Origin of the sequence: uncultured Eubacterium sp., from assembly GCF_934525195.1 — a bacterium.
Classification (GTDB): domain Bacteria; phylum Bacillota; class Clostridia; order Oscillospirales; family Acutalibacteraceae; genus Eubacterium_R.
In genome coordinates, this window is sequence record NZ_CAKSZA010000008.1 from 15653 (window position 1) to 41269 (window position 25617).

Annotated in this window: 23 protein-coding genes; 5 read left to right on the forward strand and 18 right to left on the reverse strand. The window is 42.0% G+C overall.

The window, feature by feature from the left end; genetic code table 11:
- Nucleotides 1–11: 11 nt before the first annotated feature.
- The 6 genes from ytvI to Q0E03_RS08205 form a co-directional block, all read right to left on the reverse strand.
- Complete coding sequence (gene ytvI / locus Q0E03_RS08180; RefSeq protein ID WP_297131491.1) at nt 12–1292, reverse strand: sporulation integral membrane protein YtvI; 1281 nt, start codon at nt 1290–1292, stop codon at nt 12–14.
- Between the two features lie 61 nt (nt 1293–1353).
- Nucleotides 1354–3249 carry a heavy metal translocating P-type ATPase gene (locus tag Q0E03_RS08185; RefSeq protein ID WP_297131494.1) on the reverse strand — a complete coding sequence of 632 codons (1896 nt, stop codon included), beginning with the start codon at nt 3247–3249 and terminating at the stop codon, nt 1354–1356.
- A 21-nt stretch (nt 3250–3270) separates the two neighbouring features.
- Entirely contained in the window at nt 3271–3489 is a 219-nt protein-coding gene (locus Q0E03_RS08190; RefSeq protein WP_297131497.1) for a cation transporter, read from the reverse strand.
- A 154-nt stretch (nt 3490–3643) separates the two neighbouring features.
- Nucleotides 3644–3829: a DUF6472 family protein gene (locus Q0E03_RS08195; RefSeq protein WP_078768247.1), complete on the reverse strand. Its 186-nt coding sequence runs from the start codon at nt 3827–3829 to the stop codon at nt 3644–3646.
- Nucleotides 3829–4236: a protein-export chaperone SecB gene (locus tag Q0E03_RS08200; RefSeq protein ID WP_294837352.1), complete on the reverse strand. Its 408-nt coding sequence runs from the start codon at nt 4234–4236 to the stop codon at nt 3829–3831. The genes Q0E03_RS08195 and Q0E03_RS08200 overlap by 1 nt, the downstream gene beginning before the upstream one ends.
- Before the next feature lie 16 nt (nt 4237–4252).
- The gene (locus tag Q0E03_RS08205; protein ID WP_297131500.1) at nt 4253–5629 is read right to left on the reverse strand and encodes a glycoside hydrolase family 28 protein; all 1377 of its coding nucleotides are present in this window, start codon (nt 5627–5629) and stop codon (nt 4253–4255) included.
- Between the two features lie 111 nt (nt 5630–5740).
- Here Q0E03_RS08205 and Q0E03_RS08210 point away from each other — a divergent pair, with 111 nt between their 5' ends.
- From Q0E03_RS08210 to Q0E03_RS08220, 3 genes are read left to right on the forward strand one after another with little or no spacing between them, the layout of a single operon-like run.
- Nucleotides 5741–6520 carry a heparan-alpha-glucosaminide N-acetyltransferase gene (locus Q0E03_RS08210; protein WP_297131502.1) on the forward strand — a complete coding sequence of 260 codons (780 nt, stop codon included), beginning with the start codon at nt 5741–5743 and terminating at the stop codon, nt 6518–6520.
- 25 nt (nt 6521–6545) lie between these two features.
- Entirely contained in the window at nt 6546–7214 is a 669-nt protein-coding gene (gene trmB, locus Q0E03_RS08215; protein ID WP_297131504.1) for a tRNA (guanosine(46)-N7)-methyltransferase TrmB, read from the forward strand.
- Between the two features lie 16 nt (nt 7215–7230).
- On the forward strand, nt 7231–9417 hold the full coding sequence (locus Q0E03_RS08220) for a SulP family inorganic anion transporter (RefSeq protein ID WP_297131507.1): 2187 nt from the start codon (nt 7231–7233) through the stop codon (nt 9415–9417).
- 64 nt (nt 9418–9481) lie between these two features.
- On the opposite strand, the gene Q0E03_RS08225 is transcribed toward Q0E03_RS08220, so the two are convergent.
- On the reverse strand, nt 9482–10642 hold the full coding sequence (locus Q0E03_RS08225) for a phosphoglycerate dehydrogenase (RefSeq protein WP_297131510.1): 1161 nt from the start codon (nt 10640–10642) through the stop codon (nt 9482–9484).
- A gap of 27 nt (nt 10643–10669) precedes the next feature.
- Complete coding sequence (gene serC, locus Q0E03_RS08230; protein ID WP_297131513.1) at nt 10670–11755, reverse strand: 3-phosphoserine/phosphohydroxythreonine transaminase; 1086 nt, start codon at nt 11753–11755, stop codon at nt 10670–10672.
- Between the two features lie 277 nt (nt 11756–12032).
- Between serC and Q0E03_RS08235 the strand changes: the two genes are divergently transcribed.
- Both Q0E03_RS08235 and Q0E03_RS08240 read left to right on the forward strand, forming a co-directional pair.
- Nucleotides 12033–12437: a Fur family transcriptional regulator gene (locus Q0E03_RS08235; protein WP_297131515.1), complete on the forward strand. Its 405-nt coding sequence runs from the start codon at nt 12033–12035 to the stop codon at nt 12435–12437.
- Nucleotides 12438–12463: 26 nt separating this feature from the next.
- Complete coding sequence (locus Q0E03_RS08240; protein ID WP_297131518.1) at nt 12464–13000, forward strand: ferritin family protein; 537 nt, start codon at nt 12464–12466, stop codon at nt 12998–13000.
- An 85-nt stretch (nt 13001–13085) separates the two neighbouring features.
- Here the strand turns inward: Q0E03_RS08240 and Q0E03_RS08245 are convergent, their stop codons facing one another.
- From Q0E03_RS08245 to smc, 10 genes are all read right to left on the reverse strand, one after another.
- Nucleotides 13086–14990 carry a beta-propeller domain-containing protein gene (locus Q0E03_RS08245; protein WP_297131521.1) on the reverse strand — a complete coding sequence of 635 codons (1905 nt, stop codon included), beginning with the start codon at nt 14988–14990 and terminating at the stop codon, nt 13086–13088.
- Complete coding sequence (locus Q0E03_RS08250) at nt 14977–15501, reverse strand: RNA polymerase sigma factor (protein WP_297131524.1); 525 nt, start codon at nt 15499–15501, stop codon at nt 14977–14979. Before Q0E03_RS08250 ends, Q0E03_RS08245 begins: the two co-directional genes overlap by 14 nt.
- A gap of 154 nt (nt 15502–15655) precedes the next feature.
- The gene (leuS, locus tag Q0E03_RS08255) at nt 15656–18064 is read right to left on the reverse strand and encodes a leucine--tRNA ligase (protein WP_297131527.1); all 2409 of its coding nucleotides are present in this window, start codon (nt 18062–18064) and stop codon (nt 15656–15658) included.
- A gap of 31 nt (nt 18065–18095) precedes the next feature.
- Entirely contained in the window at nt 18096–18461 is a 366-nt protein-coding gene (gene rsfS, locus Q0E03_RS08260; RefSeq protein WP_297131530.1) for a ribosome silencing factor, read from the reverse strand.
- 66 nt (nt 18462–18527) lie between these two features.
- Nucleotides 18528–19112: a bis(5'-nucleosyl)-tetraphosphatase (symmetrical) YqeK gene (yqeK, locus tag Q0E03_RS08265; protein WP_297131533.1), complete on the reverse strand. Its 585-nt coding sequence runs from the start codon at nt 19110–19112 to the stop codon at nt 18528–18530.
- Nucleotides 19105–19692 (reverse strand): nicotinate (nicotinamide) nucleotide adenylyltransferase, encoded by a 588-nt coding sequence (gene nadD, locus Q0E03_RS08270; RefSeq protein ID WP_297131534.1) that lies wholly within the window; start codon nt 19690–19692, stop codon nt 19105–19107. The genes yqeK and nadD overlap by 8 nt, the downstream gene beginning before the upstream one ends.
- On the reverse strand, nt 19689–20141 hold the full coding sequence (locus tag Q0E03_RS08275) for a YhbY family RNA-binding protein (protein ID WP_297131535.1): 453 nt from the start codon (nt 20139–20141) through the stop codon (nt 19689–19691). Before Q0E03_RS08275 ends, nadD begins: the two co-directional genes overlap by 4 nt.
- Nucleotides 20138–20761: an RdgB/HAM1 family non-canonical purine NTP pyrophosphatase gene (gene rdgB / locus Q0E03_RS08280; protein WP_297131536.1), complete on the reverse strand. Its 624-nt coding sequence runs from the start codon at nt 20759–20761 to the stop codon at nt 20138–20140. Before rdgB ends, Q0E03_RS08275 begins: the two co-directional genes overlap by 4 nt.
- The gene (gene ftsY, locus Q0E03_RS08285; protein ID WP_297131537.1) at nt 20761–21762 is read right to left on the reverse strand and encodes a signal recognition particle-docking protein FtsY; all 1002 of its coding nucleotides are present in this window, start codon (nt 21760–21762) and stop codon (nt 20761–20763) included. The genes rdgB and ftsY overlap by 1 nt, the downstream gene beginning before the upstream one ends.
- Before the next feature lie 282 nt (nt 21763–22044).
- Entirely contained in the window at nt 22045–25617 is a 3573-nt protein-coding gene (gene smc / locus Q0E03_RS08290) for a chromosome segregation protein SMC (RefSeq protein ID WP_297131538.1), read from the reverse strand.

The following is a 25617-nucleotide window of genomic DNA, read 5'->3' on the forward strand; positions in this document are numbered from 1 at the left end:
TTATTTTTTCGTTATTTACTTTTTGATTTTAATCTCTTTTTCTTTTCCTTTTTCGGAGGCTCGGCTTCCTTTTCGGGTGAGATTTTCCAAATATTAATTCTGCCTGCGTCATTGAAGGCTTTAAGCGTCATAACAGTCAATGGCACAAGAAACATACCGATAAATCCGAAAAGTTTAAGACCAAAGTAAAGTCCCATAAGAGTCACAATAGGATGAACTCCAAGTGAACTGCCGACAATCTTCGGTTCGATATACTGACGAATTACGGTGATGATAACATACAACAGGATAAGTCCGACAGCCTGCTTATAATTGCCGTAAACAAGCGAGAACAACGCCCACGGAATGAGGATACCGCCCGAACCCGCAACAGGCAAAATATCGAACACGGCGATTGCAAGTGCGATAACCGCAAAGTAGCTGTTTTTCATAATACCCATAAGCGAGAGAATCGAAAAACCGAGGAACAATTCGCTAAAAGTTATGCACATAATTATGCCGTAAGCCTTGAACATTGTGAGAATTGTTTTTGAAAAGACTTGCTTGAATTCAACGAGTACATTCTTTTTGTCATCTGGAAGTTGTCTTTGTATAAATCTTACAATATAATCGTAATCTTTTGTGAAAAGTATCCAAGCAACAACGCCGATAACTATACCGATGAGAATTGACGGAACGCCTTTTACAACCGAATAAACATTTGACACACCGGAGGTAAGCTTGTTTGTGAGATGACTCAAATCGAGATTTGAAAGAAGTCCTGCCGAAGAAGCCGCACCCGCCGCTGCATCCGGTTGAAGCTTATCAAACCATTCGGTAATTGTGGTTGATACCGAACTGTAGACCGTCTTTGGCAAAAACTGCAAGGTGTTGAGCACCCAATTTTCCACCGTTGACAGGAATGATGAAATGTCCCTCAACTGTTCGGCAAGATAATTGATGAAGTCGGATATTTTTCCGAATATTGCCGCAAGAATAAATGAAAGAGGCACAATGATAACTGCGATAGAAGCCACTACCAAAAAAATCGACCAAAAGGTGTGCGCCTTTTTGTTTGTCTTTTTATCAAGATAACGAAGCGGTTTTTGTAGGATTACCGCAAAAAAGAACGACAGCAAAAACGGTGCTGTTATCCAAAACAGAAATTTAAAGAACACATAAATAAGTGCCAAAATAACTGCAACAAATGCAAAATCTATCAAAAACGCCCGTCTTTGTTCAACATGGCTGTTCATAGCAAAAAAGTCCTTTCTGTTATTATATTTATATGATAACCCCAAAACCCGTTTCATTCAAGACTTTTTTAAAAAAATTAAGGATGTGTTCATAACAAAACACATCCTTGAGAAAGTATCAAAGTTTTTTAACCGAAAGTGCACGAATTGCATTGAGTACGGCAAGCACCATAACACCGACATCGGCAAAAATCGCAACCCACATATTGGCAATTCCGACAGCGCCGAGAATCAGGCACAAAGCCTTAACGCCGAGTGCGAAATAGATATTTTCGTTTACAATTCTGAGGCACTTAGATGAAATTTTGATTGCCTTTGAAATTTTCATCGGGTCGTCGTCCATAAGGACAATATCGGCAGCTTCAATGGCAGCGTCCGAACCGAGTGCTCCCATTGCAATACCTATATCTGCCCTTGACAAAACAGGTGCGTCATTGATTCCGTCACCGACAAAGGCAAGTTTTTCTTTTTCGCTTTTATCTGCAAGAAGTCGTTCAACCTGACTAACCTTGTCGGCAGGGAGAAGTTCGCTGTATACCTCGTCTGCACCGAGTTCTTTCGCAACTTCATCGGCAACTTTTTTTGAGTCACCTGTAAGCATAACGGTTTTTCTGACACCGCATTTTTTTAACTCTCTGACAGCGGAAACCGAAGTCGGCTTGAGTGCATCTGCAATAAGGATATATCCGCAATATTTGCCGTCAACAGCGACATAAACAACCGTGCCGACCTTATCGCAAGCGGTGTATTCCACGCCTAATTTATCCATAAGCCTGCTGTTGCCAACTGCAACCTTTTTGCCGTCAACAATCGCAGAAACACCGTTGCCGCTGATTTCGTTTACATCAGAAATCTTTGAGGCGTCAATTTCCTTGCCGTAAGCATCCTTGATTGACCTGCTGATTGGGTGAGATGAATAGCTCTCCGCATACGCTGTCAATCTGAGAAGTTCGCCCCTGTCAATGCCAATCGGTGCAATTTCCGTCACTTCAAATTTACCTTTTGTCATAGTGCCTGTTTTGTCAAACACAACGATTTTTGTTTTTGAAAGCGTTTCAAGATAATTTGAACCTTTTACAAGCACGCCCTCTTTTGAAGCACCGCCGATGCCTGCAAAGAACGAAAGCGGAATAGAAATAACAAGTGCGCAAGGACAGCTGATAACAAGAAATGTCAACGCACGATAAATCCAAGTAAGCCACATTGCCTCATTGCCGATAATCAGGCTGACAACAGGCGGAATCAAAGCAAGTGCAAGTGCGCCGCCGCAAACCGCCGGAGTGTAAATCCTTGCAAACTTTGAAATAAACTGCTCGCTCTTTGATTTTTTTGATGACGAATTTTCAACAAGGTCAAGAATTTTTGACACGGTTGACTCGCCAAACGGCTTTGTTGTGCGAATTCTTACTGTGCCCGAAAGATTGATACAACCACTGATGACCTCGTCGTTTTCTTTTGCATTTCTCGGCACACTCTCGCCCGTGAGAGACGAAGTATCAAGAGTTGTCGAACCCTCAACAATCACGCCGTCAATCGGGATTTTTTCGCCCGCCGACACAACGATGATTGAGCCGACCTCAACCTCGTCAGGGTCAACCTGCTGTGTTTTGCCGTCAATCTCAAGATTTGCATAATCGGGACGAATATCCATAAGTTCGGATATGCTCCGTCTGCTTTTGCCGACAGCATAGCTTTGGAACAACTCACCGATTTGATAGAAAAGCATAACGGCAACAGCCTCGTTATACGAGCCGTTTTCGTACACCGCAATGGCGACAGCACCGAGGGAAGCAACAGCCATAAGAAAGTTTTCATCAAACACCTGACCCTTGATTATGCCCTTGAATGCCTTTTTGAGTATGTCATAAGAAATCACAAGATACGGCACCATATAAACGGCAAAACGCAAAATCCTGCTTGTTATCGGCACAAATTTTTCAAAAACGAACAAACCTGCAAACAGCACAGCCGTCACAATGATGCGAACAAGCATCTTTTTTTGTTTTCTGCTCATAAAGCCACTTCCTAACTCAATTTAGAAGAAAATATCGCAATCGTCCTCAACTTTTCTGCAAGCCTTGAGAACCTGCTTCATAGTTTTCATTTCGTCTGCGCCCTCTTCAAATTCAACAATCATTTTGAGGAGCATAAAATTTACGGTTGCAGTTGCAACACCGTCAACCTTGTTTGCGGCATCCTCCATTTTGTTGGCACAGTTTGCACAATCCACATCAATTTTGTATGTCTTTTTCATTGTTATACCCTCAATTTCTTAAATTTAATTATTCAACATATGAACAACTATTCATATGTTCAACTGTATTATACCATATTATATGTCAATGTCAATAGAAAAGTTAAAAATAAAATCCTCTCTGTTCAAATTACAAACAAAGAGGATAGTTTTTTTAATTTTGTTTTCTTACAATGCCGTATTCTCCGACATCCTTGCGGTAATATTTGCACGGCTTGCCCTGACGCTCACGAATGAGAAGCTCGCCGTATTCGTCTTGGTCAAGTTGAAGGTCGCACATATTTGTATCGGCTTCCTCATCATAAACATTATACCAACAAGTATCACACAAATCAGCCATTAGTTGAGCATTTCTCCGTCATCGTTATTTTCAGGCTTACCTACAGCAACAGTGTCCCTATTGAGCTTCATCATAGGAATCATAAGACCCGGCATACCTGCCATTGATGTTGTGTTGTTGATGATTTGGCGAACAAACGGGAAAAGCTGGTCGAACGACTCAACATGAATGTCAGGCTTTTCATCTGTGTTTTCAAATGAGAATTCTGCCGCCATTTCAAGATTGATTTCGAACGGTTGCATATCCGCATCCTCAACTCTGAAGTGGAGAATACCCACGCATCTGTTTTCCGAATCAATATAATTCACATTGTATTTCACATGATTTTGGAGCTTCAACTGAGTTCCGTTTTCAACCTTGTTTTCAAATTCAAGCGAATTAATCTTATAACCTTTCATTTCTATCATAATATTATACCTCCGATTATTTTACCATTTTTACATTGTTGAGCTTTATGTCATCAACAAGCGAAGAAACCGCCTTGCCGTCAAATCTGACAAGCTCAAGATTTTCTACATTTTCGGCATCTATTGCGTGCTTGTAGCTGTCGCAAAGATTGCCCCACATTGTCTGAGTTTTTTCAATAAGCACATTTTTTGCATATCTGATGAAAAATGCGGAATTGTCGTATTTTTCAACTCCCCAATCAAGGCAAGGACGCAAATCATACATTCCGCAATCCCATTTTGATGTTTTGGTGAGAGTGATTTTGCAATTTTCAAAGGTGACATCTTCAATGATGTTTTCGGCATTGCCGTGGATGAGCACACCATTCTCGCCTTTTGCGGTGACATTAAAAAATCTAATATTTTTGATTGTGCCGCTTTTTGTATTTTCATCTCTGTTAAATGTCGTGATTACAACAGGCTCCGCCGTGCCCCACCAATCAGGACAAAATCTTCGTGTTTCGATAATAATATTTGAATACGAAACATTTTCAACACATCCGCCGTCACGAATTTGGATTGAAAGCCCTCTGTTTGAGCGTGAAATAATACAGTTTGAAACAATAACATTTCTGAAATCGCCCACACCCTCCGTACCGATTTTGATTGCGGCAGAGGTTGAAACAAGAGTGCAACCGTCAATAATAATATTTTCGCACGGACCGTATTCGGCATTGCCTTTGCTTGCCTTGAGGCAAATACAATCGTCCGCACAAGTTACATGGCAACCCAAAATTCTAACATTACTGCAATGGTCAGGGTCGATACCGTCTGAATTGGCAACATCCAAATCGTTGAGGATACGAATTCTGTCAATAAGAACATCATCACAGCCCGCCGGATGAAGAGTCCAAAACGGAGCGTCGACAACCGTGAATTCCTTGAATGTGATGTGATTGCTTTTTTCAACATACATAACGGTCGGACGAGGATAAAAGTCACCCGTCACATAGTATCTGTCCTTTCGCTGAACAAATGCGTGACCGTTTGCATCAATAGTTCCCTCTCCGCTGATTGTGCAATTATCCGCTTCATAAGCATAGATGAACACAAAACTCGGCTTGCCTGTTACAGGATTACCGATAAGTGCGGTTTTTGGGTCGTTTATCAATTTATTCGGACGAATATATCCGTCAATATTACTTGTTGCTTTGAGCCTTGCACCTTTTTGGATATGCAAATCGACATTTGCCTTGAGCTTGATTGAGTCACTGTAATAAACTCTGCCCGATGGCAAAACAACCTGTCCGCCTCCGTTTTTTGCGCAGTCATCAATAGCGTGCTGAATGGCAAAAGCATCATTGGTTTTGCCGTCGCCCTTTGCTCCGTATTGCAATATGTTATATATCTTCATAAACCTGTACCTCAAGTTGTAATATACAATGTTATAATAACATATAAAATTTATATTTACAATATTTTTTAAATGATATATTATATACTTAATAATCAAACGGAGTGAAATATGGAAGCAAAGAAAAAAAGAATAGAATTGCTTGACGAGTTGAGGGGATTTGCGACATTGGCAATGATTGTGCACCACTTCTTTTTGGATGTCGGCGATATACTTCAACTTGATTGGGGATACAAGATATTCAACGAGTTGTGCACCGTTCAGCCGATATTTTGGGCAATATTCATCATCATATCGGGAATATGCTCACGGCTGTCACGAAACGCAGTTAAGCGAGGATTAATCGTGTTCGGTGCAGGATTGGTCATCACCTTTGTAACGGTTGTGATAATGCCAAGACTGATGGGGATTGACGGGGCACAAATATATTTCGGCATACTTCACTGCTTGGGTGCTTGTATGATAATCACGGGATTGGCAATGCCGTTGATAGAAAAAATCGATGCACGAATCGGGGTGCTCATCTGTGCCGTGCTGTTTTCGGCAACATACGGAATAAGCTCCGGCAGTCTTTTGTTCGGCTTGATAAAATTGCCGACACCGTCAACGAACGCACTTATGCCGCTCGGAATATTCAACAACAGTTTTGAAAGTGCGGACTACTTTGCACTTTTCCCGTGGCTGTTTATGTTTTTGATAGGAGCGTTTTTGGGAGAATATGCCAAAGACGGAAAGTTCCCGAGTTGGACATACAAAAAACATTCAAAGGTGCTTGCCTTTGTGGGACGAAACAGTCTGTGGTTCTATCTTGGACATCAGGCAGTTTTGTACGCTATACTGTTCGCCTTTTTAAAAGGTGTTGAAATCTATTACAAATTAAAACTACGATAATTAAGGAACGGTAAAAACTATGAGAATGAGACACAAAAAGAACCTTGACGAAAGGCTCGACAAGGTGAGCGAATACTTAATCACATTGAGAAACGAAAGTTTGAACTTCAACGATGTTGAAAACGAAAAGCATCTTCTTGATTTGAAAGAACTTTTTGGCAACGACAACCCTGTATATCTTGAAGTCGGTTGCGGAATGGGCACATTCGGCGTGACATACGCAAAGCAAAATCCCGAAATCAACCTCATTTGCGTTGAAAAGGTGAGAGATGTAATCTGCACCGCTTGTGAAAAAGCAAAGGCAGAGAACTTGACAAACATCAAATTCTTGGACTGTGCAGCCGAATATCTGCCGTCTTATTTGCCGGCACACAGCATTAGTTTGATATTCCTCAACTTCTCTTGCCCATATCCAAAAAAGAGCCACGGCTGCCACAGATTGACAGCAGACAGATTTTTAGGCATCTACAAAGAGCTTATGACCGATGATGCGGCAATTTTTCAAAAGACCGACAATATGCACTTCTTTGAATTTTCGCTTGAAAGTTTCAGCAAAAACGGATTTGAACTTTCAAACATCAGTTTGGACTTACACAACAGCGACTTTGAGGGAAACATCGTGACCGAATACGAAGCAAGATTTTCATCACAAGGCTTCCCTATTTACAGAGTTGAAGCAAGACTAAAAAAATAAACGAGATGATGTTATAATGTTTGGTGGACTGAAAAAAGCAAGGTTCAAAACCTTGCCAAATGACATAATAAGCGGCATAATCATTGCACTTGTATCTATTCCGATATCAATGGGATATGCACAAATTGCAGGATTGCCGCCAATATACGGACTGTACGGCTCAATACTGCCGGTGATAATATTTGCGTTGTTCTCTTCATCGCCGCAATTTATATTCGGTGTTGATGCGGCACCTGCGGCACTGGTAGGCGGAGTGCTTGCAACTCTCGGCATATCGGCAGGCAGCGAAGATGCACAAAAAGCAGTACCCCTCCTTGCATTTTATACGGGCATATGGCTGTTTTTGTTTTATATATTCAAGGCAGGACGGCTGACCGAATATGTATCCACTCCTGTTATGGGCGGATTTATCAGCGGAATTTGCACAACAATCATACTTATGCAAATACCAAAACTTTTCGGCGGCGTATCCGGCACAGGTGAAATTCACGAGCTTGCGGTTCACATAGTTAAACAGGCAAAGCTCAATTTCAGTTTGTCGTCGCTTATACTCGGACTTACAACGCTTGCTTTGATTTTGATATGCAAAAAATTTGCACCAAAGTTTCCCATGCCGGTACTCATCATGATTGCGGCAGGTGTACTTCAGTACTTCTTTAACTACTGCACGCCGTTTGAAATCAGCACGCTGCCCAAGGTTACAAACAGCCTTGATAACTTCAGCCTGCTTGATTTTTCGGCTGTCAGTCCGATAAAAGGCATGGGGTTGTCGCTCACAATAGCCGTTGTTATAATGGCAGAAACCCTGCTGTCGGAAAATAATTTTGCAATAAGAAACGATTACAAAATCAACGACAACAACGAGGTGCTCACATTTGCACTGTGCAATATTTCGGCTTCTGCGGTCGGCTGTTGCCCTGTTAACGGCAGTGTTTCAAGGAGTTCAATGAACAATCAATTTGGCGGCAAAAGTCAAGTAACATCAATTACCGCCGCCGTTATTATGCTTGTTATCGTAACATTTTGCACAGGATTTATTCAGTATTTGCCCGTGCCCGTATTGACGGCAATCGTTATATCGGCTTTGCTGGGTGCAATAGAATTTGACCTTGCAAAAAAGTTGCGTAAAATCAACAAAAAAGAATTTTTCATCTTCCTTGCCGCATTTTTCGGAGTGTTGATTTTCGGCACAATCTACGGCGTTATCATCGGTGTTATTCTTTCTTTTGTAAATGTCGTAATTCGTGAAAGCAATCCGCCACGCTCATTTTTGGGAGTTGTACCGAACAGAGGCGGCTTCTTTGATTTGAACACGAATGAAAATGCAAGACCGATTAAAAATGTTGTTATATACCGCTTCAGGGCAAATCTGTTTTTTGCAAATGTAAAAGAATTCAGAGAAGACATAGAAAATTCCGTAAAGCCCGACACCAAATGCGTAATAATTGATGCAAGCAGTATCGGAAGCATAGACACAACGGGTGCGGCAACACTTGAGGGCATATATACAAAGCTAAAGCAAAACGGAATTCGTTTTTACTTAACAGAGCATTCGCACACTCTCAATGATGAACTCAGACAGCTTGACTTGGGTCACATAATAGAAGAAGGCGGAGTAAGGCGAACAATATCAGCAGCTCTTCGTGCACAAGGTATTCAAAAGCCGTATGAGCTTGAACTCGGTGAAAATGACAACGAAACAACCGTTACACCAAACTTTAAAGAGCAGTTACTGCACGAATTTGAATGGGCTTTCGGCGACTCGGCTGAGGAACGAATTGAAACCTACACCGAGGATATTCTCAAAAATGCAAAAAATGCAAACCTTAATGAAAAAAGTCTGCTTGAACTCACAGACCTATGGTCCGGACTCGGCTCATTTGATGAAGACATTCTTCTTGAATCGCTCGAATTACATTTGAGTGAACTTTCAAAATCAACAGGAATCGATGAAGACAAACTTGCAAAGCAAATTGAGGAACGCCGAGAAACTCTGTACCAATATGTAAAAGAAGAGGACGAGGAAGCGTTCAAAAACTTCCGCGACCGCCGTCACGAACATATGCACCTGCTTCGTGACAGACAACCCGAACTTTACCGCAAGCTCCACGATTACCACGAAGAAATCGTTGAAAAGCGAAAAGAACACCTTGACGAACTTGCAGAAAAGCACAAAGAACGCCAAAGAAAAGATAATCAATAACAGTAAAAGCACCTTAAACCTAAGCAGTTCAAGGTGCTTTTTAAATGCTCAAATTATATAATAATTACTTTATTACACGAACACGAATAACGCCGTCAATAGCTTCAATTTCCTTTGCAGCAGCGTCTGTTACATCACTGTCACACTCAATGATTGAGTAAGCAATGTCGCCTCTGCTCTTGTCCTCAAAAGATGCGATATTAACGCCGTCCTTTGAGAATGTGTCTGTAATTGTGGCAATCATATTCGGCTGGTTTTTGTGAATGATTGTTACACGAGCAACACCGGTTCTCGGCATAAATACAGGTGGCATATTAACAGAATTTTTGATGTTACCGTCAACAAGATAATCAATAAGTTCCTGTGCACCCATAGCAGCGCAGTTTTCTTCACTCTCAGGAGTTGAAGCGCCGAGGTGAGGAATGGCAATTACACCGTCAACACCGATAAGCTTTGCATCCGGGAAATCGGTTACATAACAAGCCATTTTGCCCTCGTCAAGAGCCTCGATAACAGCGTCACTGTCTGCAAGGTCGCCACGGGCAAAGTTCATAATACGAACGGTGTCTTTCATCTTTGCGATTGAATCACGGTTAATCATATGCTTTGTGTCCGGTGTAAGCGGAACATGAACCGTGATATAATCGGCAACAGGGAAAATCTCGTCCAAATTATTATTAACAGTAATTCCCTTTTTAAGAACTGCGTCCTCAGGCAAATACGGGTCGTAACCGATTACATCCATACCAAGGTCAACCGCAACCTCAGCAACAAGTCTGCCGATAGCACCAAGTCCGATAACGCCGAGAGTTTTGCCCTTGAGTTCGGGACCTGCAAATGCAGACTTACCCTTTTCTACGGTTTTGCCTACATTGTCGCCCTCATCCTTGATTGTTTTGCACCAATCAATAGCCTTTGTTACCTTTCTTGATGACAAAAGCATACCCAAAACAACAAGTTCCTTAACTGCGTTTGCATTTGCGCCCGGTGTGTTGAAAACAACAATGCCCTTGTTTGCACAGTCTGCAACAGGAATGTTGTTTGTGCCTGCGCCGGCTCTTGCGATTGCAAGGAGTGATTCAGGCATTTCCATATCGTGCATTGATGCAGAACGCACCATAATTGCATCAGGATTTTCCATATCATCGGAATATGCAAATTCCTTTGTGTCGAACTTTGAAAGTCCGACATTTGAAATCTTATTTAAAAGTTTAATATTATACATATTATTTACCTCTATATAACTCGAAAATTATTGATTTTCTTTCTCGAATTTTGCCATAAACTCAACAAGCTTTTCTACACCCTCGATTGGCATAGCATTGTAGATAGAAGCTCTCATACCGCCGACAACTCTGTGACCCTTGAGGTTTACAAAACCTGCCTCTGTTGCTTCCTTAATGAACTTTGCATTGAGTTCATCGCTGTCGGTAACAAAAGGAACATTCATAAGGCTTCTGTCCTCAGGAACAACCGTGCCATGGAACATCTTTGAATTGTCAAGGAAGTTGTAAAGAATAGCGGCTTTCTTTTCGTTATGAGCTTTCATTGCTTCAAGTGAGCCGAATTCTTCCTTAATCCACTCAAGAACAAGCTTGCAGATGTAAATTGTCCAGCATGGAGGGGTGTTGTAAAGAGAATCTGCGTCTGCCTGAACCTTGTAGTTCATCATAACCGGGCAAATATCTCTTGCGTTGCCGAGCAAATCCTCACGAACGATAACAACAACCAAACCGGCAGGAGCAACATTCTTTTGAGCACCGAAATAAACAACGCCAAACTTGCTGATGTCGAGCGGCTCGGAAAGAGCACATGATGAAACATCGGCAATGAGAACCTTGTCGCCGACAGGTGGAAGTTCTTTGTATACAGTACCGAAGATAGTGTTGTTCATACACATATAAACATAGTCTGCATCTTCTCTGAAATCTTCAGGCTTTGTCTTTGGAATATATGAAAATGTCTTATCGGCTGAAGAAGCGGCGGCAACAACATCGCCGTACTTTTGAGCCTCCTGAAAAGCCTTTTTAGCCCATTGACCTGTAATAATGTAATCTGCCTTACCCGAACCGTTCATAAAGTTGAGCGGAATAGCTGAGAACTGTGCAGAAGCACCGCCCTGCAAGAACAAAACCTTGTAGTTATCAGGAACTTGATAAAGCTCTCTCATAAGCTTTTCAGCGTCTTTGATGATGTCGTCAAACCACTTTGAACGGTGGCTCATTTCCATAACAGATTGACCGCTTCCGTGATAATCCATAATCTCTGCGCCTGCTTTTTCCAAAACGCTTACAGGAAGTGTTGATGGACCGGCACTGAAGTTATATACTCTTGACATTTTTCTTTACCTCTCTAAATATAAAAGTTTATAATATGGTTACTGCTTTTTTGCATCGCCTATATTACATTATATAGATGTTAATTTTTTTGTCAATGTTTATTACCGAACTTTGTCACAATTGACAAGACTTTGTGATTTTTTTGTCAATATCGTTTAAATTTCATAACATTATTTAAAATTGTCGCAATTTCAAAATATTTTTCAAAAAAGTATTGACAATTGAGTGAAAGTTGTGTATAGTTAGATTGTAATCATTACAATGTAGGTGACAAAAATGACTGAACTTCAAATTCAAAAAATGTTCAAGAGTCATTCTTACAGAGCCACCCCACAGCGTATTGCGATATACAAATATCTGAGTGAGCATCCAACCCACCCCGATGTTGAAGAAGTGTATCAATTTATGCTAAAGGACAATCCCAACACATCAAGAACTACAATATACAATGTGTTGCAGTCGCTCGAAAAAGAGGGATTGATATTGGCAATCAAGATTGACAACGAACGCATCCGATACGACGCAGACATCAAACTGCACGGTCACTTCAGGTGCAACGGATGCAACAAAATTTTTGACTTTTTGATTGATGACATCAAGTGCACAGGCATTGATGATTTTGAAACAAAAACAAAAGATGTGTATTTCAGCGGCTTTTGCCCGAAATGCAAACAAAAATAATTTTTAAGAAATAAGGAGTATTTGAAATGAACAAGAAGTATTATTGCCCTGTATGTGGCTACGAAAGTGACGAACCAATCGATGTATGCCCTCTCTGCGGTGCTAAAATGGCTGTCAGAGATGACAATGCAAGCAACGACTGGGCTGCTGAGCACAAGGTTGGCATCATTGACGGTGTTGACGAAGAAATCGTAAAGGGTCTTCGTGACAACTTCAACGGTGAATGTTCAGAAGTTGGTATGTACCTTGCAATGGCAAGAGTTGCACACCGTGAGGGTTATCCTGAAATCGGTCTTTATTGGGAAAAGGCAGCTTACGAAGAAGCAGAGCACGCTGCAAAGTTTGCAGAAATGCTCGGTGAAGTTGTAACCGATTCAACAAAGAAAAACCTTGAAATGAGAGTAGCAGCTGAAAGAGGCGCAACAGAGGGCAAGACTCAGCTTGCACTCCTTGCAAAGAAAGCAAACCTTGATGCAATCCACGACACAGTTCACGAGATGGCTCGTGATGAGGCTCGTCACGGCAAGGCATTTGAGGGACTTCTCAAGAGATATTTCGGCTAATTAATAATTCGAATTAACCAAAACGAAAAATAAAGCGGACTGCGATTTAGACTTCATTGAAGCCGAACGCAATCCGCTTTTAATTTTATTTCAATTTGAACGACGAAACATCAAGTGCGTTATCAAGAAGATAATAATAATCACCAACATAAGTGACTCTTGTGTTCATACCGCCGTATGAACTTTTTTTGAGTTTAGAAGTGTAATTTTCTTTTTCTATAATCTTGCCGTCCTTAACAGACACAACAATTGCACCCTTTTGAGTGTTTTCATCATTTACGACAGGAACAGCATAATATCCCTTTTCCCTGTTTTCAACAAGTGCCTTTGGGTTATACTGCGCCTCACTTGAAACCGTGCGATAAACTTTTTCATCAAGCACCTTTGGTTCAAGCGGATTTGAAACATCAAACAGCACAAACTTCAATCCGTCTGTTCGTTCAATATTTTCATCATCAAAATATGTGTTGTACCCAATTCCGAGGAGTTGGTCATCACCGACATTCACAAGCATAGACGAAAATCCGTCAACTTCAACATTGCCCATAAACTTCGGCTTTTTCACATTTGAAAGATTGATAATAAACAGCGGGTCGGTGTTTTCATATGTGATTACATAAGCATAATCATCAATATACTTAACCGCTTTTATAGATTCACCTTTTGCAAACGCTTCGGACTTGTAGACCTGCTTTAAATTTGAATCAAAAACATAAAGATAATTGTTTTCCTTGCCCTTAACCGTCTGAGTTGTGAACACGCAAAGATGATTGTCCTTTTCGGCGAAAGAATACTGATTGTTTACCGAGCCTTTGATTTTTACATAATCGCAGAACTTGACGCCGTCCTTGAGCGAAATTTTTGCAATAGTGGTGTTAGGTTCATTGTCATTAAGGTCATAGCCGTAAACATAAAGATAATCTTTGTTACTGTAAACATCCTCACCGCAACCGAGCACAGCCTTTGTTGTGCCGATAGTTTCGCAAGTGTTTACATCAAGAGCGGTCACAACAATATAACTTGTGCCGACTCCGTTTTTTGCATAATAAATATCTTTTGCTCTGAGCTTGTCTGCATCGTTATCACCGGTGCAGGTTGACGGAATATAATCCTTAACCGTTGAAGATGAACTGATGTTATAACTTGACACGATATAAAAAATATCGCCGACAAGCCTTGAAGAAATATACACACCCGACTGTTCAAATGAATTAATCTCGGTTGGATTTTCCTTGTCACTGATATCATAAACTATTGCCTTGGTGGCATTGTGATAACTTACGCCCTTTTTGCTCACCGTTGGACTTGAAAAACTGGTGCAGTTTACAACAAGCTTTTCGTCCGACACAAACATATCCTCAATAACGCTGTTCTCATCATTGAAGTCAATTGTGTTGGCAACAGTTGCCTTGCCTTTTTTTGTTTCAATCACATTGACGGTGCGTTTGTCAACGCCTGCTTCCTCGTCAAACGAACGATTGATGTAATAAATATCATTGCCGCTTGTTTTGATAATATCGGCTTCGTCAACGCCCGATTCCTGAACATAGGTTTCGGCGCTGTCAGAATTAGAATTCGGATTTGTTGCGGTTGTTGACGATTCCATATACTGAATCAATTCTGGAGACGGTTCTCCTTTTGCCACAGAATTATAACCGTGTCTTTCTTTTTTTTGGCTCTTTTTGATGTATTTTTCAACCTTTTCATAGCTTTCAAAATTTTCAAGTGAGCTTGCCGAAGTAACTGCCTCGTCCGACCTGATTCTGTAATCAATATCGGAAATATTTACGGTTGTGATAACCATAACAAAAACGGCGATGCACGCCGCTATACTCATTCCTGCCTTGAACGCAGTTGTTTGTCTGAACTTTATTTTTACAGGGCGTACATTATTGAGTTTTGATTGCACTCTTTTGTCGAGTTCATCGGGCACTTCGACCCGTGCTTCATCAAATTGGGCTTTGATGAAGTCAAAATCATTGTTTTTCATACTTACCCTCCAAGAAATCACGCATTTTTGCCAAAGCTCGTGACAGTTTTGACCTTGTTGCTCCAGAGGTATAGCCGGTGACTTTGGCAATTTCCTTGCTGTTAAAACCCGATACTGAAAGAAGAACTATGTCTTTTTCGACATCATTCAGTATGGCTAACGCTTCTCGCAATTCAAGTGCTTTAAAGTCACCGTCACTCGCCGAAAGACCGCTTTCGACTTCGGACAGATCTTCGCTCTCCTTTGCATTGATGACATCCTTCACATAGTGAGAACAACTGACAGCGTGAATACGAAACAAATATGTGGAAAAAGCTTTTGGATTTTTTAGCTTTCCGATTTGTTCGAGAGCCGTCAACATAGTGTCGGACACAGCATCCATAGCATAATCAGGGTCGCCAATCTTATACCACGCATAGCGGTAAAGAGAGTCTTTATATTCAAGGTAGAGCTGTGAAAAAGCCTCCCTGTCACCCTGTCGAGATCTAATTACCAAGCTTAGATCCGCCATAAATTCACCTCTTTGAGATCTCTCTCATAATAATAGTACAAAAAAACTTCAAAAGTGTTGCAATAAAATTGAAAAAAATTCAAAAATTTTTAAAAACTTCCATAACACCCTGTTTTACCTCCTCCGTCAACGACAAGAGGAGGCTGTTTTTTTATTAAAGTGCAACGAAATTAACAAGCTTGCCCGGAACATAAACTTCCTTTTTAATTTCTTTGCCGTCAAGGAGTTCTGCAATTTTTGGCTCAGCCTTTGCTGTTGCCAAAACATCATCCTTTGCCATATCAACAGGCACGGTAATCTTTGCACGAACCTTGCCCATAATCTGAATAACGATTTCAACATCGTTTTCCTGTGTCTTTGCTTCGTCGTATGTCGGCCACTTTGCCTGATTAACCATACCGCCGAAGCCCATAACATCCCACATTTCCTCTGTAACGTGAGGTGCAAACGGGTTGAGCAAAATTGTAAGCGTCTTGAGTTCTGCCTTGTTGCAGCCCTTTGCCGAAAGTTCGTTTACCAACGACATCATTGCAGCAATAGCTGTGTTAGCCTTAAGGTTGTCAATATCATAAGTAACCTTCTTGATTGTCTTGTGCATAAGTGCTTCCATTTCAGGAGTGAACTCGTCGCCGTCAACAACCTTTTCCTGAAGATTCCAATACTTTTCAATAAATCTCTTGCAACCCTTGATAGAATCAGAATTCCAAGGAGCAGCCTTTTCAAAGTCACCGATGAACATCTCATAAAGACGCATTGTGTCTGCACCGTAGGTGTCAACAATTTCATCAGGGTTAACAACATTTCCTCTTGACTTTGACATCTTTTCGCCGTTCTGACCCAAAATCATACCGTGAGAAGTTCTCTTTTGATACGGTTCGGAAGTAGGAACAACACCGATGTCGTAGAGGAACTTGTGCCAAAATCTTGAATAAAGGAGGTGGAGAGTTGTATGCTCCATACCGCCGTTGTACCAATCAACAGGTGTCCAGTATTCAGCAGCTTCTTTAGAGATAAGTTCCTTGTCGTTGTGTGGGTCGCAATATCTGAGGAAGTACCACGATGAGCCTGCCCATTGTGGCATTGTGTCAGTTTCTCTCTTTGCAGGAGCACCGCAACAAGGACAAGTTGTGTTCACCCAATCTGTCATCTTTGCAAGCGGTGATTCGCCTGTATCGGTTGGCTCATATGATTCAACATTCGGAAGTGTAAGAGGAAGCTGACTTTCGTCAAGAGGCACATAACCGCACTTTTCGCACTTAACGATAGGAATCGGCTCGCCCCAATATCTTTGACGAGAGAATACCCAGTCACGGAGTTTGAAGTTAACCTTTTGATGTCCCTTGCCCTCTTTTGTGAGCCACTCAGTGATGGCAACCTTTGCGTCCTCAACCGACATACCTGTGAGGAAGTCGGAATTTGTCATAACACCTGTTGCACAATCGGTGAACGCTTCGTTTTCAACGCCAACCTTTGAACCGGCAACAACTTCAATGATAGGAAGGTCGAACTTCTTTGCAAATTCCCAGTCACGAGTGTCGTGAGCAGGTACAGCCATAATTGCGCCGGTTCCGTAAGAAACGAGTACATAGTCTGAAATGAAAATAGGAATTTCTGTGTTATTTACAGGATTGATGCCCATAACGCCCTGAAGTCTTACACCTGTCTTGTCCTTGTTAAGTTCTGTTCTTTCAAAATCAGACTTATGAGCAGCCTCATCTTGATACTTGCGAACTTCATCAATATTAGTGAGTTTGTCTGCCCACTTTTCAATATAAGGGTGCTCAGGAGAAATAACCATATATGTTGCACCGAAAAGTGTGTCGGGACGGGTTGTATATACGGTGAGAGTGTCGCCGAGAGTTGTGCCGAAATCAACCTCTGCACCTGTTGAACGACCAATCCAGTTGCGTTGTTGAGTCTTAACTCTGTCGATGAAATCAACATCATCAAGGTCCTTTACAAGACGGTCTGCATATTCTGTAATTTTGAGCATCCATTGGCTTTGGTTCTTACGGATAACTTCACTTCCGCAACGCTCGCAAACGCCGTTTACAACTTCTTCGTTTGCAAGAACGCACTTACAAGATGTGCACCAGTTGACAGCCATTTCCTTTTTGTATGCCAAGCCTTTTTTGAAGAGCTGAAGGAAAATCCACTGTGTCCACTTGTAGTAAGACGGGTCTGTGGTGTTGATTTCTCTTGTCCAGTCAAATGAGAAGCCGAGAGATTGAAGTTGCTGTTTGAAGTGAGCAACATTGTTCTTTGTTACCTCTGCCGGATGAATGTGATTTTTGATAGCAAAGTTTTCGGTAGGAAGTCCGAAAGCGTCCCAACCCATAGGATAAAGAACATTGTAGCCCTCAAGTCTTTTCTTACGGGCAACAATATCAAGAGCCGTATATGAACGAGGGTGTCCGACATGCAAGCCCTGTCCGCTTGGATAAGGGAATTCTACCAAGCAATAATATTTTGGCAAGGAGAAATCCTGCTTTGCGGCAAATGTGTTTTGGGTGTACCAAACATTTTGCCACTTTGATTCGATTTGTTTAAAATTATATTCCATTATGTCAGTCCTCCATAGGAATTATTTACTGTTATTCTTTGACAATAATATCGTCAATGTCGATTTTTTCGCCGTCCTCCCAGAGGCGCTCGATTTGATAAAATCCACGCTGTTGCTTGAGAAGAATGTGAATTACACAGCCTGCATAATCAAGGCAAACCCACTCACTGCGTTCGCCCTCAATGTGATGAGGCTCATAGCCTGCCTCTGACAACTTATATTCAACCTCATCGGCAATAGCCTTGAGCTGTGTGTTTGAATTTGCTGTTGCAATAACAAAATAGTCGGTTAAAACCGTGATGTCCGAAACCTTGATAAGTTCAATATCGTCACCACGCTTGCTGTCGATTGCCTTTACGGCTATCTGTGCAATTTCCAAATAATTTTCCTTGTCCATAGTCATTCCTTTATTATAAACATTATATATTGTTTAGGCAAGGCGAAGCCCTGCTGTTATTTTTATTTAATCCGCCTGTCCGTTTATTGCCTTTTGAAGCACCCAATTGTAGCAATAAAGAGTGTCGGGATGAATCAGTTTGTTCTTATTTGCCAAATCGGTTATCGTAAACCGAGTGGCACAAAGCATTGCATCTGTAAGCGAATTGTCGGCAAGTTTTCTCACGCTTTCAACATCCGGATAGCTACGCTCCGCACTTGTCAAATCGGCAAGATAAATCACCATTTCAAAGTCTGTCATTTCTGCGTGACCCGTTGTGTGATAACGGATTGCACTCAAAACTTCCTCGTCATCAATGCCGAGAACGCTCTTGACATAGCAAGACCCTGAAATTTGATGATACACCAATTTGTTACTTTTTTCAAGTTCTGTGGGGATAATGCCTAAATTATCCATATATTTTTCCTGCTCGGCATAATCCGTTTCTTTGGTGATGTCGTGCAGAATTCCCGCAAGATACGCTTTGTCCTCATCAAGAGAATAAATCTTTGCAAGTTCCCTTGCCCGCTTCGCAACATTCATACTGTGGGTATAGCGATATTCGGACAATCTGCTTTTTATCAGCTTTTCGTACTTTTCAAAATCATACATAGAGCCTGTGCTCCTTTATATATTCGTTTACACTTTCGGGGATATAGTACGACACATCATCGCCGTTTTTTATCATATCCCTAATCTGTGATGACGAAATGTCGATAACATCAAATTCCGACACAACAATATCCTTTAATCTTGGATGTTCCGCCTTGAACACCAGCATTTCATCATACTGATTTTTTTCTCGTGCCGCTGTGACAACCGTGCAGGCAGAAAGTATTTCTTCAAACTTATACCACTTTTCAAAATAGAAGAATTGGTCTGCTCCGACAATCAAGTAAAATTCATCATCGGGATACTTTTCTTTCAGTTCACAAATTGTGAGATATGTGTAGCTTTTGCCGTCACGCTTAAATTCAATGTCGCTGACAATTTCATCCTCGCCCACACACAGCCCCAGCATATTTATTCTGTGCTTTCCGTCAATCAAACCGTCAGACGATTTGTGCGGTGGATTTGCAGTCGGGATAAATATAATCCTGTCAAGCGAAAGTGTTTTTTTATATTGCTCGGCAAGTGCCAAATGCCCGTTGTGAACAGGATTGAACGCTCCGCCGAATATGCCTGTTTTCATCGGCTGTTACCCTGCTTTTTGTCACGGTCGTTGCGATAACGAGGGCGGTCATAAACAGCATAAGGATTTTTGGCTTCCTTTTCTCTCTGTCTTTGACGAAGTCCCTTAATCTTAACTTTCTTCTTTGCCTTGGCTTTTGCCGTGCCCTGACCTCTTGCCTTTTTCTTTGCCTGAATTCTCTCGGGGTCAGCCTCTCTGTAAAGAACAATAATTCCGCCGATAACCTGAATTACCTCAGCGTCCAATCTTTCTGCAAGCTGCGGTGCAAGCTCTTTCGGAGTTTGCGGTGCAGTTTCAAGGTGAACACGAATTTTGATAAGTTCTCTTACATCAAGGGTGTCGTCAATCTGTGTAATAAGATTGTCGGTGATACCCTCTTTGCCTATTTGTATAATAGCCTCAAGAGAATTTGCCTTTGCTCTCCAAGCCGCTCTTTCTTTTGATGTCATAAAATATTCTCCAATTCCTTTGTTAACTTTCTTAATGCGTTGCCTCTGTGAGAAATCTTGTCTTTTTCTTCTCCCTCATATTTGCCAAACGACTTGCCGTTGATGATGAACAACGGGTCATATCCAAAACCTGCGTTGCCGTCACGCTCAAAGCCGATTGTTCCGTGGCACTCGCCTCTTACTGTGATTTCCTTGCCGTCGGGAAAAATGCAACAAATGGTGCAAACATAATATGCCGTACGCTCCGACTCCTCAACACCCTCAAGTTTTTTGAGAAGAAGATTGTTGTTTTCCTCATCGTCTGCATTCTTTTCGTTGTCAACATTCACGCCGTTGTGAGTTTCGATATTTGCAAAACGAGCCGAATAAATACCGGGTGCACCGTTAAGGTAATCAACACAAAGACCGCTGTCGTCTGCAATGGCAGGAAGTCCTGTAATCTTACAAGCCGATTCAGCCTTGATTTTTGCGTTAGCCTCAAATGTGTCGCCGTCCTCAACAACTTCGGGAAGTGTAATTCCGAGCATTTTTGCTGTGACAACATTTATATCGAGCGGAGAGAGAATTCTCTGCATTTCCGCAAGTTTTTTCATATTATTTGTCGCAAGAATAAAATCCATTACTTTTTATCCTCCTCTGTCGGCTCTTCCTCGGTTTTTACACTTTCGTTGATGAAATCGGCGATTGTATTGTCGTCATCGTGAGTTGGCTTTATATCAAACATTGCAGATGCAAAAGCCTCTGCGTCAAACGGTTGCAAATCGTCAATCTGTTCGCCGACACCGACAAACTTAACAGGAACATCAAGTTCGTTGTTGATTGCAAGAACAACACCGCCACGAGCCGTGCCGTCAAGTTTTGTGAGGATAATACCCGTAATGCCTGCTGCCTCCTTGAAATCTTTTGCCTGATTAACGGCATTTTGACCTGTTGTTGCATCAAGCACAAGGAGAGTTTCACGGCTTGCATTCGGAAGTTCTCTGTCAATTACACGGCTGATTTTGTTAAGTTCATCCATAAGATTTTTCTTATTGTGAAGTCTGCCTGCCGTGTCAATAATGATTACATCCGCATTTTTTGCCTTGCCCGACTGAATTGTGTCGTAAACAACGGCAGCCGGGTCTGCGCCCTCGCCGTGTTTTACAAGCGGAACGCCTGCTCTGTCAGCCCAAACCTGCAACTGCTCGATAGCGCCTGCACGGAAGGTGTCGGCTGCGCCCAAAACAACGCTTCTGCCCATAGATTTTAATCTCATTGCAAGCTTGCCGATTGTGGTGGTTTTGCCAACGCCGTTTACACCGATTACAAGAATGATTGACGGCTTGGTGCGAAGTGCAAGATAGCTACCGCCCCAAACAACACCGGCAACAATATCCTTGAGTGTTTCCCTAACCTGCGGAACGCTTGTGATGTTGTCGTTGGCAATTTTTTCTTTAAGGTCACCGATTACTCGCTCTGCTGTCGGAAAACCGACATCGCCCATAATCAATACCTCTTCAAGCTCGTCAAAAAGCTCGTCTGTTATTTTTTCGTGAGATTCGATGGTTTCGTTAATCTGCTTAACCATACCCTCATCACGAGTTTTTCTAAGACCTTTTCTGAATTTATCAAACAAACCCATATGTTAATTCCTCGCTGAAATATGATACTTTATTTTTTTGTATTAAGAAATCTTTTAGATTGAGGAGAACGCGTTTAAATTTCGTTTTCTTGCGAGTGGGAGCTGTACATAGGTACCGCCCCCGAGCAAAAAACGGAAAGCACCAAATATATTTTGTACTCGATGTACAAAATATATTTCCAATCCCTCCGCCAACACTTTGTGTTGCCGCCTCCATTTACACAAAAGAGGCAAAAATCAGTTAGATTATTTATGGTGCGTTTTAAATGCGTTATCGTCAATCTACGCTTCTAAGCCCATTTGCTGGGCAAGTTCTGCCGACTGAAGTTCAAGAAGTTTTGAAACGCCCTTTTCCTGCATTGTAACGCCGTACAAAACATCCGCCTCTTCCATTGTGCCTCTACGGTGAGTGATGGAAATAAACTGTGTTTTGTCTGTCATACGGCGCATATATTTTGCAAAACGCTCAACATTGACATCGTCAAGTGCCGCCTCAACCTCGTCATAAATACAAAACGGTGACGGCTGAACTTTGAGCACGCTGAACAGCAACGCCATTGCCGCAAGCGACTTTTCGCCGCCGGAGAAAAGATTGATGTTTTGCACCGACTTGCCCGGCGGTTGAATCTTAATTTCAATAGCCGATTCAAGGCAATTATCAGGGTCTTCAAGAATAATCTCGCCGTTGCCTCCGCCGAAGAAATCGGCAAAGCAAGTTTTGAATTCTGTGTTAATCTTATTGAACTGGGTCATAAACTTTTCGCTCATAGATGAGGTCAAATCGTCAATTATCTTTGCAAGTTCTTTTTTGCTCTGCTCAATATCGTCCGTCTGTTCCTTGAGGAAATTGTATCTTTCTGATACTTCCTTGTATTCCTCGATTGCGCCGACATTGATTGAGCCGAGTCCTCTGATTGCAACCTTGATTTCGTGGAGTCGCTTTTTAGCCTCCGCCATATCGTCAATCACAATTCCGAGTGCCTGTGCCTCGGGTTTTGTAAGTTCATACTGTTCAAACAGCATATCGCCGAGTTCGTCATATTCTTTTTTCATATTAGCCTTGCGTTCTTCAAGTCTGACAATATCGCCCGACAATTTTTCCTTATCGGTAAGAGTTGCCTTTTCTTTTGCACGAAGTTCGTTTGAACGTTTTTCAAGCTCGTTTCTGTCGCCGATTTTTTGAGTTACGGCATCGTTGCTTTCGCTTGCCTTTCGGCGAAGTTCGTCAGCCTGCGCCTTGACATCATTGATAGAAAGCAAAAGATTTTCGTTTTTGGCTTTAATCTCGTTTATTTCATCTGTGATGTTCTTAACCCTGTCGGACTGAGTTGACTTGCGAAGTTCCAATTCTTCAACCGAAAGTCTTGCCGCCTCGCTGTCCTTGGTTAAAGTTACAAGGTCAAGGTTAATTTGTTCCGTCTTTTCTCTGATTTCATCACGCTTTGACGAAAGTTCCTTTGCACCTGTCGAAACATTGTTAAGTTCGGCTTCGGTATCTGCCATTTGCTTTTCGATTTCAACAGCCTCTTGCTTTGCATTTTCAACAGCTTGATTGAACAAAAGAATTCTGCCCTCGCTGTTTTCCTGCTCTCTGCACATCGTATCTCGCTGATTGATGAACGATTGAAGCTTGTCCGAAATAAGCTTTGCGTCACCCTCGGCACGAATGTACTCTTCCTTTGCGTTGCGTAAATCCGCATCCGCACCTTGCAAATCGGCTGCCGCAAGATTTGCATCCTCAACCGCTTTTTTGAGTTCTGCCTGAACTTCTTTAAGTTCATCGCCGATTTTTTGAGCCTCTGCCTTCAATTCTTCAATAAGATTTGCACGAGAAAGCACACCGCTTCCCTTACCCTTTGAACCGCCGGACATCGAACCGCCCGGATTCATCACCTGACCGTCAAGGGTGACAATCTTATATCTATTTTTGTATCTTTTTGAAATTGCGATGGCACAATCGATATCCTCAACAACCATAACTCTGCCGAGCAGATTTTCAACAATATCTCTGTACTGTTCATCACATTCCACAAGATTTGATGCAACATCGACAAAACCGAAATTGTCATCAAGATTTTTTTCTTCCATATATCTCGGCTTGATTGCGGAAATCGGGAGGAATGTTGCTCTGCCGACATTGTTCTGCTTCAAGTAGTTAATGGCACGCTTTGCGTCACTTTCGGTCGACACAACCACATTTTGCATTGCCGCACCGAGAGCGATTTCAATAGCGGTTGAATTCTCATTGTCAACAGTGATAAGCTGTGACAATGTGCCGTGAACACCCGGAAGTGCCTTGCTTTGGCTTTGCTTGAGCACCGCCTTTACAGCACCCGAAAATCCCTCCATATTCTTTTCCAAATCCTCAAGAACACGGGCACGGTCGCTCTTTTCCGCCATTTGGCGTGCAAGCCTTTCGGCTTCCTGCTTAATCTTTTCCGCCTTTTGCTTTTTGGCGTCAACTTTCATTTGATAACCGCCGAGAGAGTTTTCGTATTCGTCAATTCTTTCTTTCAAGAATTCAAGATTTTTGTTGCTCTCATCCGCCTGACTTTGGGTGTAATCAATATCCTTTTGAGTAGCCTCGATTTGCGAAGCAATAGTGTCCTTGCGAGAATTGATTTCCTCAATAGACGAAGTCGCCTGCGACATTTTCACCTTGCTGTCGGAAAGTTTTATGGTAAGAGCAGTAAGCATTTGATTGAGTTCAACCGTCTTGTCCGAAATTTCCATATTTTCGTTTTGGACTTTGCTGAGTTCGTTTGCAACGCTTTCAAGCTCTGCCTTTTTGTCTGCTATTAATTTTTCATTTTCTGCGATTGTTTTATTTTTCGCCTCTATCTGCTCATCAATGGTTGCACCCGTGCCGTCCGCATCGGTGATATCAGCCGTGAGTCTTTCGATAGTTTCGTTATTATGTTCAAGAGTTGCATTAAGAACGCTGATTTCACCGTCTTTTCGGAGTGCTTCTTCCTCATATCCCGAAGCACCGAGTCTGCTTTGTTCAATCGCCAAATTGATTGAAGTGACCTTTTCTGCAACTTCTTCAAGTTCTTTTTCTATATCGGCAAGGTCGTTTTCGGAAATTTCATACGAAGCCTTGACAGCGTCAATCTTATGCTCCTGCTCTCTCAATTCAACGGTAAATCTGTTGATTTTGTTGAGCCAAACACCGATTTCAAGAGTCTTTTTTTCCTCGCTGTATTCAAGGAACTTCTGTGCTTTTTCGCTCTGCTTTTTAAGAGGACCAACACGGCTTTCCAGTTCGCCTAAAATATCAAGAAGTCTAACAAGATTTTCCTGCGCCTGGTCAAGTCTACGTTCCGCATCTTTTCTCTTATGACGGAAACGAGAAATACCTGCCGCTTCTTCGAACAGTTCTCGTCTGTCCTCGTTTTTGGCAGAAATGATAGAGTCGATTTTGCCCTGACCCACCATTGAATATCCGTCCGAACCGAGACCCGTGTCCATAAACAGCTCGTGAATGTCTTTTCTTCTTACGCTTTCGCCGTCAATCTTATATTCACTTTCGCCCGAACGATAGTATCTACGGGTTACGGTGACAATTTCGCCGTGGTCTTTGAGTGTTCCGTCAGAATTGTCGAGAGTGAGCATAACCTGTGCAAAGCCGAGAGCCTTACGCTTTGATGTTCCGCCAAAAATAACATCTTCCATTTTTGAACCACGAAGCGATTTTGTGCTCGTTTCGCCGAGAACCCATCTCACCGCATCGGAAATATTACTTTTGCCCGAACCGTTAGGTCCGACAACAGCGGTAATACCCTTGCCGAAATTTAATTCTGTTTTGTCAGGGAACGATTTGAATCCCTGCATTTCAAGTGATCGTAGTAACAT

What these genes read in the sequence shown, in the direction of transcription:
- Q0E03_RS08250 (WP_297131524.1), bottom strand. Translation starts at nt 15,501, where the DNA reads ATGGCGGATCTAAGCTTGGTAATTAGATCTCGACAGGGTGACAGGGAG.
- Q0E03_RS08225 (WP_297131510.1), bottom strand. Translation starts at nt 10,642, where the DNA reads ATGTATAATATTAAACTTTTAAATAAGATTTCAAATGTCGGACTTTCA.
- Q0E03_RS08195 (WP_078768247.1), bottom strand. Translation starts at nt 3,829, where the DNA reads ATGGCTGATTTGTGTGATACTTGTTGGTATAATGTTTATGATGAGGAA.
- Q0E03_RS08235 (WP_297131515.1), top strand. Translation starts at nt 12,033, where the DNA reads ATGACTGAACTTCAAATTCAAAAAATGTTCAAGAGTCATTCTTACAGA.
- Q0E03_RS08200 (WP_294837352.1), bottom strand. Translation starts at nt 4,236, where the DNA reads ATGATAGAAATGAAAGGTTATAAGATTAATTCGCTTGAATTTGAAAAC.
- nadD (WP_297131534.1), bottom strand. Translation starts at nt 19,692, where the DNA reads ATGAAAACAGGCATATTCGGCGGAGCGTTCAATCCTGTTCACAACGGG.
- smc (WP_297131538.1), bottom strand. Translation starts at nt 25,617, where the DNA reads ATGTTACTACGATCACTTGAAATGCAGGGATTCAAATCGTTCCCTGAC.
- Q0E03_RS08275 (WP_297131535.1), bottom strand. Translation starts at nt 20,141, where the DNA reads ATGACATCAAAAGAAAGAGCGGCTTGGAGAGCAAAGGCAAATTCTCTT.
- Q0E03_RS08205 (WP_297131500.1), bottom strand. Translation starts at nt 5,629, where the DNA reads ATGAAGATATATAACATATTGCAATACGGAGCAAAGGGCGACGGCAAA.
- rdgB (WP_297131536.1), bottom strand. Translation starts at nt 20,761, where the DNA reads ATGGATTTTATTCTTGCGACAAATAATATGAAAAAACTTGCGGAAATG.
- yqeK (WP_297131533.1), bottom strand. Translation starts at nt 19,112, where the DNA reads ATGTATGATTTTGAAAAGTACGAAAAGCTGATAAAAAGCAGATTGTCC.
- ytvI (WP_297131491.1), bottom strand. Translation starts at nt 1,292, where the DNA reads ATGAAACGGGTTTTGGGGTTATCATATAAATATAATAACAGAAAGGAC.
- Q0E03_RS08185 (WP_297131494.1), bottom strand. Translation starts at nt 3,249, where the DNA reads ATGAGCAGAAAACAAAAAAAGATGCTTGTTCGCATCATTGTGACGGCT.
- Q0E03_RS08210 (WP_297131502.1), top strand. Translation starts at nt 5,741, where the DNA reads ATGGAAGCAAAGAAAAAAAGAATAGAATTGCTTGACGAGTTGAGGGGA.
- Q0E03_RS08240 (WP_297131518.1), top strand. Translation starts at nt 12,464, where the DNA reads ATGAACAAGAAGTATTATTGCCCTGTATGTGGCTACGAAAGTGACGAA.
- serC (WP_297131513.1), bottom strand. Translation starts at nt 11,755, where the DNA reads ATGTCAAGAGTATATAACTTCAGTGCCGGTCCATCAACACTTCCTGTA.
- Q0E03_RS08220 (WP_297131507.1), top strand. Translation starts at nt 7,231, where the DNA reads ATGTTTGGTGGACTGAAAAAAGCAAGGTTCAAAACCTTGCCAAATGAC.
- trmB (WP_297131504.1), top strand. Translation starts at nt 6,546, where the DNA reads ATGAGACACAAAAAGAACCTTGACGAAAGGCTCGACAAGGTGAGCGAA.
- ftsY (WP_297131537.1), bottom strand. Translation starts at nt 21,762, where the DNA reads ATGGGTTTGTTTGATAAATTCAGAAAAGGTCTTAGAAAAACTCGTGAT.
- Q0E03_RS08190 (WP_297131497.1), bottom strand. Translation starts at nt 3,489, where the DNA reads ATGAAAAAGACATACAAAATTGATGTGGATTGTGCAAACTGTGCCAAC.
- rsfS (WP_297131530.1), bottom strand. Translation starts at nt 18,461, where the DNA reads ATGGACAAGGAAAATTATTTGGAAATTGCACAGATAGCCGTAAAGGCA.
- leuS (WP_297131527.1), bottom strand. Translation starts at nt 18,064, where the DNA reads ATGGAATATAATTTTAAACAAATCGAATCAAAGTGGCAAAATGTTTGG.
- Q0E03_RS08245 (WP_297131521.1), bottom strand. Translation starts at nt 14,990, where the DNA reads ATGAAAAACAATGATTTTGACTTCATCAAAGCCCAATTTGATGAAGCA.